At 69.1% G+C, this 14,904-nt stretch carries 14 protein-coding genes; 10 read left to right on the top strand and 4 right to left on the bottom strand.

Going from position 1 to position 14,904, the window contains the following annotated elements:
- The first annotated feature begins 22 nt into the window (after positions 1 to 22).
- The 4 genes from otnI (AruCF_RS23920) to otnK are packed head-to-tail and all read left to right on the top strand — an operon-like array spanning position 23 to position 3,949.
- On the top strand, positions 23 to 814 hold the full coding sequence (otnI, locus tag AruCF_RS23920; RefSeq protein WP_049076711.1) for a 2-oxo-tetronate isomerase: 792 nt from the start codon (positions 23 to 25) through the stop codon (positions 812 to 814).
- A complete protein-coding gene (gene denD / locus AruCF_RS23915) occupies positions 811 to 1,788 on the top strand; it encodes a D-erythronate dehydrogenase (protein WP_049076709.1) in 978 nt (325 codons plus the stop codon). The genes otnI (AruCF_RS23920) and denD overlap by 4 nt, the downstream gene beginning before the upstream one ends.
- A complete protein-coding gene (ltnD, locus tag AruCF_RS23910) occupies positions 1,785 to 2,690 on the top strand; it encodes an L-threonate dehydrogenase (RefSeq protein WP_049076707.1) in 906 nt (301 codons plus the stop codon). Before denD ends, ltnD begins: the two co-directional genes overlap by 4 nt.
- The gene (gene otnK, locus AruCF_RS23905) at positions 2,687 to 3,949 is read left to right on the top strand and encodes a 3-oxo-tetronate kinase (RefSeq protein WP_049076705.1); all 1,263 of its coding nucleotides are present in this window, start codon (positions 2,687 to 2,689) and stop codon (positions 3,947 to 3,949) included. Before ltnD ends, otnK begins: the two co-directional genes overlap by 4 nt.
- A 46-nt stretch (positions 3,950 to 3,995) precedes the next feature.
- Here otnK and AruCF_RS23900 read toward each other — a convergent pair whose 3' ends face one another.
- Positions 3,996 to 4,703, bottom strand: a complete 708-nt coding sequence (locus AruCF_RS23900) for a FadR/GntR family transcriptional regulator (protein WP_049076702.1) — start codon at positions 4,701 to 4,703, stop codon at positions 3,996 to 3,998.
- A 49-nt stretch (positions 4,704 to 4,752) separates the two neighbouring features.
- Positions 4,753 to 5,673, bottom strand: coding sequence for a LysR substrate-binding domain-containing protein (locus tag AruCF_RS23895; RefSeq protein ID WP_231891624.1), 921 nt, complete (start codon positions 5,671 to 5,673; stop codon positions 4,753 to 4,755).
- A gap of 176 nt (positions 5,674 to 5,849) precedes the next feature.
- Here AruCF_RS23895 and AruCF_RS23890 point away from each other — a divergent pair, with 176 nt between their 5' ends.
- The 5 genes from AruCF_RS23890 (at position 5,850) to AruCF_RS23870 (ending at position 12,480) form a co-directional block, all read left to right on the top strand.
- A complete protein-coding gene (locus tag AruCF_RS23890; RefSeq protein WP_049076697.1) occupies positions 5,850 to 7,181 on the top strand; it encodes an MFS transporter in 1,332 nt (443 codons plus the stop codon).
- Positions 7,181 to 8,272 (top strand): M14 family metallopeptidase, encoded by a 1,092-nt coding sequence (locus AruCF_RS23885; RefSeq protein ID WP_049076688.1) that lies wholly within the window; start codon positions 7,181 to 7,183, stop codon positions 8,270 to 8,272. Before AruCF_RS23890 ends, AruCF_RS23885 begins: the two co-directional genes overlap by 1 nt.
- Before the next feature lie 153 nt (positions 8,273 to 8,425).
- Positions 8,426 to 10,513 carry a TonB-dependent receptor domain-containing protein gene (locus AruCF_RS23880; protein ID WP_049076687.1) on the top strand — a complete coding sequence of 696 codons (2,088 nt, stop codon included), beginning with the start codon at positions 8,426 to 8,428 and terminating at the stop codon, positions 10,511 to 10,513.
- Positions 10,514 to 10,591: 78 nt separating this feature from the next.
- Positions 10,592 to 11,377, top strand: a complete 786-nt coding sequence (gene otnI / locus AruCF_RS23875) for a 2-oxo-tetronate isomerase (protein ID WP_049076684.1) — start codon at positions 10,592 to 10,594, stop codon at positions 11,375 to 11,377.
- Positions 11,378 to 11,496: 119 nt separating this feature from the next.
- Entirely contained in the window at positions 11,497 to 12,480 is a 984-nt protein-coding gene (locus AruCF_RS23870; RefSeq protein ID WP_049076683.1) for a Bug family tripartite tricarboxylate transporter substrate binding protein, read from the top strand.
- Between the two features lie 128 nt (positions 12,481 to 12,608).
- On the opposite strand, the gene AruCF_RS23865 is transcribed toward AruCF_RS23870, so the two are convergent.
- Together AruCF_RS23865 and AruCF_RS23860 are read right to left on the bottom strand one after the other, a co-directional pair.
- Positions 12,609 to 13,505 carry an EamA family transporter gene (locus AruCF_RS23865; protein WP_049076681.1) on the bottom strand — a complete coding sequence of 299 codons (897 nt, stop codon included), beginning with the start codon at positions 13,503 to 13,505 and terminating at the stop codon, positions 12,609 to 12,611.
- A 22-nt stretch (positions 13,506 to 13,527) separates the two neighbouring features.
- The gene (locus AruCF_RS23860; RefSeq protein WP_080977516.1) at positions 13,528 to 14,172 is read right to left on the bottom strand and encodes a LysE family translocator; all 645 of its coding nucleotides are present in this window, start codon (positions 14,170 to 14,172) and stop codon (positions 13,528 to 13,530) included.
- Positions 14,173 to 14,366: 194 nt separating this feature from the next.
- Here AruCF_RS23860 and AruCF_RS23855 point away from each other — a divergent pair, with 194 nt between their 5' ends.
- Positions 14,367 to 14,843, top strand: a complete 477-nt coding sequence (locus AruCF_RS23855; protein ID WP_049076679.1) for an Lrp/AsnC family transcriptional regulator — start codon at positions 14,367 to 14,369, stop codon at positions 14,841 to 14,843.
- The last annotated feature ends 61 nt before the right edge of the window (positions 14,844 to 14,904 follow it).

Here is a 14,904-nt window from a genome sequence, read left to right as displayed (position 1 = left end):
ACCTCAACCCGAAGGAGCCGACATGCCGCGCCTGGCCGCGAACCTGAGCATGATGTACGCGGAGCACCCGTTTCTGGAGCGATTCGCCGCCGCCGCGCGCGACGGCTTCCAGGGCGTGGAGTTCCTGTTTCCCTACGATCATCCGGCCGCGGAAATCCGCGCGCGCCTGGACAGCCACGGACTGGCGCAGGCGTTGTTCAACGCGCCGCCGGGCGACTGGGCCGGCGGCGAGCGCGGGATCGCCGCGTTGCCGGGCCGCGAGGACGAGTTCCGCCGCGGACTGGACCGGGCGCTGGAGTACGCGATGGCCTTGGGCAATCGCAGCCTGCATGTGATGGCCGGGCTGGTCCCCGCCGCGCAGGACCGCGCCGCGCATCGCCAGGTGTATCTGCGCAACCTGGAACTCGCCGCGCGCCTTGCCGCCACGGCCGGCGTGACCATCCTGATCGAGCCGATCAATCCGCGCGACATGCCGGGCTATTTCCTGACGCGCCAGGACGAGGCCCAGGCGATCCGCGCCGAAGTCGGCGCCGACAACCTGCGGGTGCAGTTCGATTGCTACCACTGCCAGATCGTCGAGGGCGACCTGGCGGTGAAGCTGCGCCGCGACATGCCGGGCATCGGCCATATCCAGATCGCCGGCGTGCCGGATCGCCACGAGCCCGACCTGGGTGAACTGAACTACCCGTATCTGCTGGCGCTGGTCGACGCGCTGGGCTACACGGGCTGGATCGGCTGCGAGTACCGGCCCGTGGGCGACACCACGGCGGGACTGGGCTGGGCCAGCCCCTATCTCGCGGGAGGCGGGCGATGAAGATACTGATCACCGGCGGCGCTGGTTTCCTGGGCCAGCGCCTGGCGCGCAAGCTGCTGGAGCAGGGCCGCCTGTCGCTGGACGGCGAGCGCGCGCCCATCACCCAGATCGACCTGCTCGACGTCACCCGGACCGATGCCATCAACGACACGCGGGTGCGGTCGATCGAAGGCGACGTCGCGGATCCGGCCTGCCTGCAGGCCCTGATCGGCGCCGATACGGCGGTGATCTTCCACCTGGCGGCCATCGTCAGCGGTCAGGCCGAATCCGATTTCGACCTGGGCATGCGCATCAACCTGGATGCCTCGCGCGCGCTGCTGGAGGCGTGCCGCCAGCGCGGCCATCGGCCGCGGGTGGTGTTCACCAGTTCGGTGGCGGTGTACGGCGGGGCGTTGCCGGAAACGGTGCGAGACGACACCGCGCTCAATCCGCAATCTTCGTATGGCACGCAAAAGGCGATCGCCGAACTGCTGCTGGCCGACTACACGCGCCGCGGCTTCGTCGACGGCCGGGCGTTGCGCCTGCCCACGATCAGCGTGCGTCCGGGCCGGCCCAACGCGGCGGCCTCGTCGTTCGCCAGCGGCATCATCCGCGAACCGCTCAACGGCGAACCGGCGACCTGCCCGGTGGCCGCCGATACGCGCCTGTGGCTGTTGTCGCCGCGCCGCGCGGTGCAGGCGCTGATCGCCGGCTGCGAGCTGGATGCGGGGGCGGTGGCGGATCGCCGGCCCATCAACCTGCCGGGGGTATCGGTGAGCGCGGCGGAGATGGTGCGGGCCTTGCGCGAAATCGCGGGCGACGCGGTGGCCGACCGAGTCGGCTGGCAGGCCGATGCGCGGGTGCAGGCCATCGTCGGCAGCTGGCCGGGGCGTTGGGATACCGCACGCGCGGCGGACCTGGGTTTGGCGGGTGACGGCGATTTCGCCGAAATCATCCGCGCCTATATCAGTGACGATTTGCGGGGGAAGGTATGAGCCAGTCCAACGAAGCGCGCGCGGTCGGCGTGATCGGCCTCGGGGCGATGGGCGCGGGCATCGCGCAGAGCCTGCGGCGCGGCGGGTGCCGGGTGCATGCCTATGACATCCGGCCCGGCGTCGCGGCGGCGTTCGCGGAACAGGGGGGCGTGGCTTGCGAGACGCTGGCGGACATGGCCGCCGCCTGCGACGTCGTGGTCAGCGTGGTGGTGAACGCGCAGCAGACCGAAAGCGTGCTGTTTGGCGAAGGCGGCATCGCCACCGCCCTGCGGCCCGGCAGCGTGTTCGTGATGTGCTCGACGGTGGACCCGGCCTGGTCGAGCGCGCTGGAGTCGCGCCTGGCCGCGCAGGGCATCCACTACCTGGACGCGCCGATCTCTGGCGGCGCCGCCAAGGCCGCCGCGGGCCAGATGACCATGATGACCGCCGGCGCCCCGGCCGCCTACGCCGCCTGCGGCAACGTGCTGGAGGCCATGGCGGGCAAGGTCTACCGCTTGGGCGAGCGCGCCGGCGCGGGCAGCAAGGTCAAGATCATCAATCAGCTGCTGGCCGGCGTGCACATCGCCGTCGCGGCCGAGGCCATGGCGTTGGGCCTGCGCGAAGGGGTCGACGCCGCCGCCTTGTACGAGGTGATCACCCACAGCGCCGGCAACAGCTGGATGTTCGAGAACCGCATGGCGCACGTGCTGGCGGGCGACTACACGCCGCTGTCGGCGGTGGATATCTTCGTGAAGGACCTGGGGCTGGTGCTGGACACCGCGCGCCACAGCAGGTTTCCGCTGCCGCTGGCGTCCACCGCGCACCAGATGTTCATGCAGGCGTCGGCTGCCGGGCACGGGCGGGAGGACGACAGCGCGGTCATCAAGATCTTTCCCGGAATCACCCTGCCGGAGTCCGCATGACGATCAAACTGGGCTGCATCGCCGACGACTTCACTGGCGCCACCGATCTGGCCAACAACCTGGTGCGCGCCGGCATGCGCACCGTGCAGGCCATCGGTGTGCCGAGCGGGCCCCTGGAGACGCCGGCGGACGCGGTGGTGGTGGCGCTTAAGACCCGCACCTTGCCCGCCGACGAGGCGGTGGCGCAATCGCTGGCGGCGCTGGCCTGGCTGCGGGCGCAGGGCGCCGGGCAGATCTATTTCAAGTATTGCTCGACCTTCGATAGCACGGCGCAGGGCAATATCGGCCCGGTGGCCGACGCGTTGATGGCGGCGCTGGAGACGGATTTCACCATCGCCACGCCGGCCTTTCCCGACAACAAGCGCACGGTGTTCAAGGGCTATCTGTTCGCCGGCGACGTGCTGCTGAATGAGTCGGGCATGCAGCATCATCCCTTGACCCCGATGACCGATCCGAACCTGGTGCGGGTGTTGTCGGCGCAGACCCGCCGCAAGGTTGGCCTGATCGACTATGCGGTGGTGGCGCGCGGCAGCGATGCGATTCGCGGCCGCATCGACGCGCTGCGAAGCGAAGGCGTGGAGATCGCCATTGTGGATGCCATCTCCAATGACGACCTGTTGGCGCTGGGGCCGGCGCTCAAGGACATGCCGCTGGTGACGGCCGGGTCGGGCGTGGCGATCGGCCTGCCCGGCAACTGGGGCCTGGCGCCGGGCGCGGCCGCCGCATTGCCGCGCGAGCCGGGCGCCCAGGCGGTGGTGGCGGGCAGTTGCTCAAGCGCGACCCAGGGCCAGGTGGCCGCGTTCATCGCGGCGGGCCGGCCGGCGCTGGCGCTTGATCCATTGCGTCTCGCCGCGGGCGACGACGTCGTGGCGCAGGCGCTGGCCTGGGCCGCGCCGCGCCTGTCCGACGGCCCGCTCTTGATCTATTCCACGGCACGGCCCGATGCCGTGCAGGCGGCGCAGGCCAGTCTGGGCGCGGCGCGCGCCGGCGCGCTGGTCGAGGAGGCCATCGCGCGGATCGCGGCGGGCCTGGCGCGGCTCGGGGTGCGGCAGTTGATCGTCGCCGGGGGCGAGACCTCGGGCGCGGTGGTGCAGGCGCTGGGGCTGACGCAACTGGCTATCGGTGAGCAGATCGATCCGGGCGTGCCGTGGTGCGCCGGCTACGCGCAGGCGGCGCAAGCGCGCATCAGCATCGCCTTGAAGTCGGGCAATTTCGGCGGCGTTGATTTCTTCACGCGGGCCTTCCATCGGGCTGCCTGATGATCAATCGCTGATTCCCGTGCCGCGCCGTTGCGCGCCGGTGCGTTCAGCGATGCGCCTGGCGCAGTCGCTTGGCGGCGTTGACCATGTGGATGCGCGCGGCTTCGCGCGCCGCTTCCACGTCCTGGCGCCGGATGGCTTCGACGATGGCTTCGTGCTCCCGCAGCACCGCGCGCATCTGGTCGGCGTGGCGCGCCTCGTTGCCGCGCGTGACGCGGGTCGCGGCTTCGAGATACTGGCTGACGAAGGCCAGGGTGGCGAGAAAATACGGATTGCCGGTGGCGCGGGCGATGCTGCGATGGAAGGCCACGTCTTGCGCGACGCCGTCGCCGCCGTTGTCGACCGCCGCGGTGATGGCGGCCAGCGCGTCGTCGATTGCGGCCATGTCGCGCTTGCCGCGCTGGGCGGCCGCCTGCGCCGCGATTTCGGTTTCCAGCGCGCGGCGCAGATCGACGACGTGCAGCACCGCGTCCAGTGAGCCCAATTCGGCCGCGTCGATGCGCAACGCGCGGTTGCCGCCCTGGCCGGTGACGAATACGCCGCTGCCCTGGCGCGCTTCGACGATGCCGTCCTGGCGCAGGCGCGACACCGCTTCGCGGATGACGGTGCGGCTGACGCCGAATTGCTCGGCCAGGCGCGTTTCGGTGGGCAGTTTTTCGCCGGGCAGCACGCGGCCCGCGTCGATCTCGGCGAGCAACTGCTTGGCCACTGTGTCGGTCAGCGAGGGAGGCGCGTGGAGTCGGGGAAAGGCCATGGCATGGGGCCGTGAGAAGAGGGCGCGGCACCGCCCCGGGACAGGGGCTTCATGATAACCCGGCGGCTCCGGCCGCCGCGCGGGCGCGGTTCAGGCAGTCGATGAAAAGCTGCGCGGCCGGCGTCGGCGGGGAGTCGGCGCGCGTCAGGATCGATACCCGCGCCGCCGGCAGTGGGTGCGCCAGCGGCAGGATGCACAAGGACGTCGGCGCCAGCACGCGGTGCAGGCCATTGCGCACGAAAAAACCCACCGCGTCGCTCTGTCCCAGGATTGCCAGGGCGATGGCGATGGACTGGCACGGGATCACATCGGCGGGCGGCGGCAGGCCGCGTTCGGCGTAGGCCAGGCGCAGCAGATTGGTGGGCGTCTGCGTATTGCCGGGCATCAGCCATAGCAGGTCGCGCAGCTCGGCCAGGTCGGTTGCGTGGCGCAGGGGATGGTCGGCGCGCGCGCCCACGGCCAGCGGTAGTGTGAACAGGGTGGTGCGGGCAAAGCCGTCGTAGATGTCGCCGTCGTATTCGGTCTGGACCACGAGGTCGTAGCGGCCCGTCTCCAGCTGTTCATGGCTGTAGGGTGGCGCCACCTCATGAAAGGCTACCGCGACGCGCGGCATGCGGGCGCGGAACGCCGCCAGCGCGGCCGGCAGTATCGGCAGCACCGACGAACTGATGGCCAGGTTGAGCGTGCCGCCCTCGCCGTCGCGCATCTGGTCGATGTCTTCCTGCGCGCGCCGCGCTTCCTGCAGGATCAGCACGGCGCGCTTGTGCAGCGCCTGGCCATAAGGCGTCAGCTCGACCCCCTTGGCGCTGCGCCGCACCAGTTCCGCGCCCAGGCTCTGTTCCAGTTCGCGCAGGCTGCGCGTGGCCGCCGGCTGGGTCACGCACAGGGCGCGGGCGGCGGCGCGGATGCTGCCATGTTCGGCGATCAGCACGAAGGCGCGCAACTGGCGCAGGTTCATCGGGGCGGGCACGGCGGGCTATAAGCAAAAGTCATCACTGCGCGAAAAATACTGTCTTTTGCGTTTCGGCGGCCATCCGTATATTCACTAGGGCCTGTTCACACTAAAAGGAGCTTTAGTGTGAACAGGCCCTAGCCACGGCTTCGGAAACACGGGCCGGCATAGAGATCGGACATCAAGGGGAAAACATGTCTATCGCCATCGCGGCCGGCGCCGGCGCGCGCAGCCTGCATACGCCATCCATGCGCCGGCGGGTCATCGCCGGCACCACCATCGGCAACGCGCTCGAATTCTTCGACTTCACGGTCTTCACCTTCCTGATGCTGGTCATCGGGCCGCTGTTCTTTCCGGCGGCCTCCAGCTACGGGCAATTGCTGCTGACCACGGCTACTTTCGGCGTCGGCTTCCTGATGCGGCCGGTGGGCGGCATGCTGATCGGCTCGTACGCCGACCGCCATGGCCGCCGCGCCGCCATGACCTTGACGCTGTGGTTGATGGGCCTGGGTTGTGCGCTGATCGCCGCCGCGCCCACCCATGCGCAGATGGGGCTGCTGGGGCCGGTGATGATGGTGCTGGCGCGGCTGATCCAAGGCTTCGCCGCCGGGGGCGAGGTCGGCGCCTCGACCACGTTGCTGGTCGAGCACGCGCCGCCGTCGCGGCGCGGGTTCTATTCCAGCTGGCAGTTTGGCAGCCAGTCCCTCGGCGTGGCGCTGGGGGCGGTAGTGGTGGGGACGCTGACCGCCGCGCTGACCGCCGAGCAGATGCAGGCCTGGGGCTGGCGCGTGCCGTTCGTGATCGGCATCCTGACGGTGCCGGTGGGCGCCTACATCCGCCGCAATCTCGAAGAGACGCTGCACGTCGATGAGCCGGATGCGCGCCGGCCGCGCGGCGGCGGCCACCAGCCGCTGCGCCGCATCTTCGCCGAGCACAAGACCGAGGTCGCCAAGGGCATCCTGCTGATGATCGGCGGCATGGTCTGCGCGCAGATCATCGGCTTCTACATGCCGTCGTACGCGCATCGCGAACTGGGGTTGCCGGCGACCTCGACCTTGTCGGCCAGCGTGGTGGTGGGCGCGGTCGGCTTCCTGTTCGCGCCGCTGGTCGGCATGCTGGCCGACCGCGTCGGGCGCAAGCGGGTGATCTTCTGGTCGCGGGTGACGACGGTGGCGGTGCTGCTGCCGTGTTTCGAATGGCTGATCGCCGCGCCCAGCAGCATGCGGCTGATGCTGGTGGTGGCGCTGCTGTCGATCCTGCTGGCGCTGCAATCCGCGCCCGGCATCACCATGCTGCCCGAACTGTTCCCGAAATCCGTGCGTACCACTGGCATGTCGGTGGTGTACGGTCTGGGGATTTCCGTGTTCGGCGGCTTCGCCCAATTCTTCGTGACCTGGCTGCTGCACGTGACCGGCAATCCCATGGCGCCCGCCTGGTACCTGATGGTGGCGGTGGCGCTTTCCACGGTGGTGTTGTTCTGGATCCGCGACCGCACCGGCGACGATATCGACAACCAGGAGGCCTGATGCAATCCGCTACGCCCTATTTTTCCCGCAGCTACGCCGAAGCGCGCGCGCGCTTCACGGCGGCGGCCCGGCCGCTGGCCGCGCAGTTCGCGTCCTATCCCGTCGCGCCCCTGGGGCGCGAGGGCGAGGCGCTGGCCACCGACGTGGCGCTGATCGGCGACAAGACAGCCACGCGCCTGCTGATCATGACTTCCGCGACCCACGGCGTGGAGGGCTTCTGTGGCTCAGGTTGCCAGCTGGCCCTGCTGGACGACGCCGAGATGCTGGAACGCGCGCGCCAGGCCGGCGTGGCGCTGTTGCTGGTGCATGCGGTGAACCCGCATGGCTTCTCGTGGATCGCGCGCACCGACGAGGGCAATGTCGACCTGAACCGCAACGCGCAGCCCTTTGACGGGCAGCCGTTGCCGGCCAATCCGGAGTACGGGCGCATCCACGAATTGCTGCTGCCCGAGCAGTGGCCGCCGTCGGACAGCAACCGCGAGCAGATCGCCGCCTACATCGCCGGAAACGGCCTGCCGGCCTTCAAGCAGGCCGTCACCCGCGGTCAATACACGCATGCCGATGGCCTGTTCTATGGCGGCGACCGCCCGGCCGCCTCGCTGTCGAACCTGCGCCGCATCCTCCAGCAGCATGCGGCCGCATACAGGCAGATCGGCTGGATCGACGTGCACACGGGGCTGGGACCGCGTGGCCATGGCGAGAAGATCTACGCGGGCCGCCGCGACGAGGCCGAAGTGGCGCGCGCGCGCCGCTGGTGGGGCACCGACATCGCCGTGCCGTACCAGGGCACGTCGGCCTCGGTGGACATTACCGGGCACCTGGCGGGCCTGATCTACCAGGCCTGCCCGGATTCGGTGCCGACGCTGATGGCGCTGGAATATGGCACGCAGCCCGCCGAGCAAGTGGTGGATGCGCTGCGTGGCCGCAATTGGCTGCGCGCGCATCCCGACGCCGCGCCGGCGCTGCGCGACCAGATCCTGCGCACGACGCTGGAAGCGTTCTATTGCGATGCGCCGGACTGGCATGGCGCGGTGCTCGGCCAGAGCCGGGTGGCGGTGCTGCAAGCCGTGCTGGGCCTGGCGGGGGACTGACACTTGCCGGCAAGGCCGATTCGCGGGAATCGGCCTTGCTTTGTCATCGAGATGTTATATCATCCTTCAGCTGGTTGTAATGATATAACATCAAAGAGGCTGAAAATGACAGGCAAGACGCAGGGAAAGCAGGGGTTTCGGGGAAGGCGTGGCATGGCGCGGGCGGGGCGGATGGGCGGCGCGCGGGCGCTCAAGCCCCTGGTCTGCTCCTTGATGCTGGCCGCGCCGGTGGCGCAGGCCGAAACCGAGGCCGATCCCTCTCGCAACCGCACACTGGCGCCGATCACGGTGTCGGCCAATCCGCTGGGCCTGGACCTGAACAGCACCATGCTGCCGGCTTCCGTGCTGGAAGGCGATGAACTGGTCGAGCGCCGCGCCGGTACGCTGGGCGAGACCCTCAAGAGCCTGCCGGGCGTGAACAGCGATACCTTTGGCGGCGGCGCCAGCCGCCCGGTGATCCGTGGCCAGACCGCGCCGCGCGTGAAGGTGCTGTCCGACGGCTCCGAGGTGATGGACGCGTCCGGTATTTCGCCGGACCACGCGGTGACGGTGGAACCCCTGCTGGCCGAGCGCATCGAGGTGCTGCGCGGCCCGGCCACGCTGTTGTACGGCGGCGGCGCGATTGGTGGCGTGGTGAATGTGGTGGACAAGAAGGTGCCCACCGCCGTGCCGGAGAAGGGCGTGGAGATGGAAGCCGAGTTGCGCGGCGCCACCGGCACCAAGGAGCGCGCCGGCGCCGTGGGCATCACCGCCGGCGAAGGCCAGTTCGCCGTGCGGGTCGAGGGCATGAAGCGGCGCACCAGCGACTACGACGTGCCGGACTGGCCCGGCGGCAAGCTGGCCGGGTCGTATAGCGAGTCCACGCAGGGCACGGTCGGGATGTCGTGGATCACGCCGCGCGGCTACGTCGGCCTGGCTTTCACGCACCTGGAAAGCAAGTATGGCCTGCCCGGCCATAATCACGAGTACGAAGGCTGCCATCCGCACGGCACCCACCTGCATTGCGGCGGCCACGACCATGACCATGATCATGGCGACGAAGACGAGGAAGGCCACGACCATGATCACGGCCACGAACACGGCGGCGTGCCCTACGTCAAGCTGCGCAGCAACCGCCTGGACCTGCGCGCCGAATACCAGGACCCGTTCGCCGGCTTCGAGAAGATCCGCGTGCGCGGCGGCCTGACCGATTACCAGCATGAGGAAATCGAGGGCGGCCAGGTGGGCACCCGCTTCAAGAACAAGGGCTACGACCTGCGCGTGGAGCTGCAGCACAAGCCGGTGGCTGGCTGGCGCGGCGTGATCGGCCTGCAGAATGCCTACAGCGACTTCCGCGCCGATGGCGAGGAAGCCTTCCTGCCGCGCAGCCGCACCCGTTCGAACGGTTTGTTCGTGCTGGAGGAATACCAGTTGAACGACTGGCGTTTCGAAGTCGGCGCGCGCCAGGACTGGCAGCGCATCGCGCCGTCTGGCGGCGCTTCGCGCAGCAGCCTGTCGGGCACCTCGCTGTCGGCCGCGGCCATCTGGGACTTCGCGCCGCAGTATTCGGTGGCCCTGTCGCTGTCGCGCTCGCAGCGCTTGCCGACCGCCCAGGAGCTGTATGCCGATGGCGTGCACCTGGCCACCAATACCTATGAGCTGGGCAACTCGGGCCTGGGCCGCGAGACCTCGCGCAACATCGACCTGACGCTGCGCAAGCACTCGGGCGACACGACGTTCTCGGCCAGCGTGTTCCACAACAAGGTCAAGAACTACATCTACGCCAACACGCTGGACCGTTACGAGGATTTCCGCCTGATCGAATACACCCAGCGCGACGCCGAGTTCACCGGGGTGGAAGGCGAGCTGCGGCACCAGTTCACGCCGGTGTTCTCGGCGGCGGTGTTCGGCGACTACGTGCGCGGCAAGCTGACCGGCGGCGACGGCAACCTGCCGCGCATCCCGGCGGCGCGCGCCGGCCTGCGCGGCAACGTCAAGTGGCAGCAGTGGTCGGGCGGCGTCGAGTACGCCCGCGTGTTCTCGCAAAAGGACATCGCCGCGTACGAAAGCAGCACGCCGGGCTACAACCTGGTCAATGCGGTGGTGGCGTACCGCGGCCGCTACGGCGCCACGGGTTACGAGGTCTACCTGCGCGGCACCAACCTGCTGAACAACCTGGCCTACAACCATGCCTCGTTCATCTCGTCGGTGGCGCCGCTGCCCGGACGCAGCGTGATGCTGGGGATGCGCCTGACCTACTGAGGGGAACCGGCGCGACCGGGCTTCGCGGGCGGGCGGATGTGCTAAGTTCCAGCCATGCCGCCCGCCCCGGAGTCCGCCATGCTGAAGTTCGCCGCCAACCTGTCGATGATGTACCCGGAACATGCGTTCCTGGACCGCTACGCGGCCGCCGCGGCCGATGGCTTCGCGGGCGTGGAATGCATGTTTCCCTATGAGGCGCCGGCCGCCTTCGTGCGTGAGCGCATGGATGGCGCCGGCGTGTCGCAGGTGTTGTTCAATGCGCCGCCGGGGGTGAGCGCGCGCGGCGAACGCGGGCTGGCCGCGCTGCCGGGCCGCCAGGACGAATTCCGCGCCGGTATCGAACAGGCGCTGGGTTATGCCACCGCATTGGCCTGTGCCCGGGTGCACGTGATGGCCGGCGTCGCCCCCGATGGCGTCTCGCGCGACGCCATGCTGGACTGCTACCGCGAGAATCTCGACTGGGCCGCGCGCCAGGCGCGCTCGGCCGGCGTGACCGTGCTGATCGAGCCCATCAACACGCGCGACATTCCCGGCTATTTCCTCAATCGCCAGGACCAGGCCCACGAGGTGGTGCAGGCGGTCAACGCGCCCAACCTGAAAGTGCAGATGGACCTTTACCACTGCCAGATCGTCGAGGGCGACGTCACCGCGAAACTGCGCCAGTACCTGCCCACGGGGCGGGTCGGGCACCTGCAGATCGCCGGGGTGCCGCTGCGGCAGGAGCCCGATCGCGGCGAACTGGATTACGGCTGGATCTTCTCGGTGCTGCGCGAACTGGACTACGCGGGCTGGATCGGTTGCGAATACCGTCCGGCGGCGGGCACCTCCGCCGGCCTGCGTTGGCTGGCCGCGGCCCGCGCCTGAGCGGCGGGCGGCGCTTGGCCATGAACCTTTTGCCATGATCGCCGCGCATGCCGTGCTCGCCGCTGCGTGAAAATATAGTTAATATGTTAATTAAATCAAGAATTCCGGGAGACAACCGCATGTCCAGAAGAGGTTTCATCCGCTGCGCGCTGGGAACCTTGGCCGCCGCCGCATTCGCCACGAGCGCCATGCCCGCGCTGGCTGGCGAATTTCCCGATCATCCGATCCGCTGGCTGGTGCCGTTCAGCGCGGGCGGCGGCAGCGACCTGGCCACCCGCATCGTTGCCAGGCACGTCAGCCAGACGTTGGGCCAGCCGGTGGTGGTGGAGAACCGTCCGGGCGCCGCCACCATCGTCGCCGCCCAGGAAACCGCGCGCGCCGCGCCCGATGGCTACACGCTGATGACCGCCGGCATGAGCACGCTGGCGCTCAATCCGTGGCTCTACAAGCAATTGCCGTACGACCCATGGAAGGACCTGAAGCCGGTCTCGACGCTGGTGGCGCTGCCCATCGTGCTGGTGGCCTCGCCGGCCTCCGAGCTGAAGAACATGCCCGAAGTGATGGCGTACCTGTCCGACGACAAGAAGGCCAGCTACGCCTCGCTGGGCGTGGGCAGCCCGCACCATCTGGCGATGGAGTTGTTCCTGTCGATGTTCGGCGCCAAGGCCACGGCGATTCCCTACAAGGGCACGCCGCCGGCGTTGCAGGACGTGGCGGCGGGCGTGGTGCCGCTGATGATGGCCGACATGGCGGCCGCGCGGCCGTTGATCCAGGCGGGCAAGCTGCGCGCCATCGCGGTGCCGGCAAACGAGCGCTCGGAACAACTGCCCGACGTGCCCACCTTCGGCGAGGCCGGCGGCCCGCCGCTGGAAGCGACCGCCTGGCAGGGCGTGGTGGCGCCGGCGCGCACGCCCAAGGCGGTGGTCGACAAGCTCAGCGGCGCGATCCAGGCGGCGTTGAAGTCGCCCGAGGTGATCACGCAGCTCAAGCTGCAGGGCATGGAGCCGATGGGCAGCTCGTCGAACGATTTCTTCGACTACGCGCATCGTGAATACGAGAACTGGGGCGCGGTGATCCGCCAGAAGAATATCTCGGTGGATTGAGCGGCGGGCGATGGCCGCGCCGTTCGTGTGCCGTGGGCAAGGCCCCTTCGGCGGGCGCTGCCTGGCCGCCCGGGTCTTGCCGGCAGCCGTCCGCGGCGGCGCGATGAGGCTGACTGCGCAGCAATCGCCTAGTTCGCCGCCGCGCGCTTTTGCCGCCGCGCGGTGGCGGCGCAGCCGGCCGAGGCGATGATGATGCCGCAGATCGCCAGCCACTGCGTGCCGGACAGGTGTTCGTTCAGCACGATGACGCCGGCCAGCGCGCCCATGGCGGGCTCCATGCTCAGCAGCACGCCAAAGGTCTTCTGCGGCAGGCGCCGCAACGCCACCATCTCCAGCGAATAGGGCAGGGCGCTCGACAGGATGCCGACCGCCACCCCGGCCAGGATCAGCTTGGGATCCAGCAGCGCCATGCCGGCGTGGGCCGCGCCCACCGGCAGCGCCACCATGGTGGCCGCCAGCAGGCCCAGCGAGGTCGCCTGGCCGCCGTGCACGTTGCCAGCCATCTTGCCGAAGATGATGTACAGCGCCCAGCACACCGCCGCGCCCAGCGCATAAGCGATCCCGACGGGATCGAGGTCGTGCATCGACTGGCCGGTCGGGATCAGCAGCACCAGCCCGGCCAGCGCGCAGGCGATCCAGACGAAGTCGATGGCGCGCCGCGACAGCACCACCGCCAGGGTCAGCGGCCCGGTGAATTCGATGGCGATCGCCACGCCCAGCGGCAGGGTGCGCAGCGCCATGTAGAACAGCAGGTTCATGCAGGCCAGCGTCACGCCGTACAGCGCGATCTTGGCGGCGTTGCGCGCGGTCAGCGGAAAGCGCCATGGGCGCCAGAACGCGATGAGGATGATGGCGCCGATGACGATGCGATAGGCCGTCGTGCCTTGCGCGCCCACCTCGGGAAACAACGACTTGGCGAACGACGTGCCGACGCACAGCGAGGCCATGGCGCCGATCAGCGACAGGGTCGGCATCAGGGTGGAGGCGGAGGCATCGCGTCCGGAGGGAAGGGTGGCGGCGGTCATGGTGCTGCGTCTGCGGAAAGAATCAGGGGTTCAAGGTCAGGCCGGTGGAGTAGAGCACGTACAGGGCAAGCGCCAGCATGATCGCGCCCAGCAGTCCTTGCTGCATGCGCAGGAACCACGGGTTGCGACCGACCCAGCCGCGGATGCGCGACGCGCCGTAGGCAAAGCAGCTGCCATACGGCAGGCTCAACGCCTTCATGGTCACGCCCAGCACCAGCATCTGGATCCACACCGGGCCGTTGTCCGGCGTGGTGAACTGCGGCAGGAAGGCGATCATGAACAGCAGCACCTTCGGGTTCAGCAGATTGGTCATGAAGCCCTGCCAGAACGCGTCGCGCGCCTCGCCGGGCCGCGCGGCCAGGGACACGTCGGCGTCGCGGGCGCAGCGCAGCATGGCCTTGATGCCCAGGTAGCCCAGGTACAGGCCGCCCGCCGCCTTGATCGCCAGGAACAGCGTGGGAAACGCCTGCAGCACCGAGGCCAGTCCCAGCACCACGGCCGGCACCTGGATGAAACCCGCCGCCACATTGCCCAGCACGCTATGGAACGCCGGCCGGAATCCCTGGGTCATGCCTCGCGACAGCGTCAGCGCCATGTCCGGGCCGGGAGTGAGTTTCAACGCCGCGTCGGCGGCCAGGAAGAGCAGGAAAAGCTGGAGTGACGGCATGGGAATCGGGCTGCGCCTGGTCGCGAGGGCGGCCAGAGGGTTCCCAGTGTAAGCAAGGCGGGTGATTAATTCCTGCAGCCGGCGGTGCGCAAATGAAGTTTCCCGTCGAATTTGGGGGCGGGTCGTGCGGCGCGCCCGTTTAGAATCAGCCTACAGGCCCGCGCGGCCTGGACCGCCGCGGCGCCGAGACCCCCATGGAACTAGACGATTTCGACCTTCAGATCCTGCAAAGCCTGCAGGAAGACAACCAGCGCACCAGCCAGGAGGTGGCCGAGCGCGTGAACCTGTCGCCGGTATCGTGCCTGCGGCGCATGAAGCGGCTGCGCGAGTCCGGAGCGGTGCTGGGCGATGTGTCGGTGGTGGACCCGGCGGCGGTGGGGCGCGACATCATGATGGTGGTGTTGGTGTCGCTCGAGAGCGAGCGCGCCGATAAGCTGGACACCTTCAAGCGCGCGATGCGCAACGCGCCGGAGATCATGCAGTGCTTGGCGGTCACGGGCGAAGTGGATTTCGTCGTCACCATGACCGTGCGGGACATGGCGGAGTACGACGCCTTCGCGCAGCGCCACTTCTGGGGCGATCCCAATGTGAAGCGCTTTTCGACGCTGGTGGTGATGAACCGCGTCAAGTACGGACTGGCGGTGCCAACCACGCATCCGGGCCAGGCATAGCGGGCTCGCCGCCGATTGCGCGCCCCGCGCCGGCGGCGCTAGACTGGCCGCCACCCCCTTT

It is taken from the genome of Achromobacter ruhlandii, assembly GCF_002082135.1.
GTDB lineage: Bacteria > Pseudomonadota > Gammaproteobacteria > Burkholderiales > Burkholderiaceae_B > Achromobacter > Achromobacter ruhlandii.
Note: the sequence above shows the minus strand (reverse complement) of the source record. Positions and strands in the feature narration are given on the sequence as shown.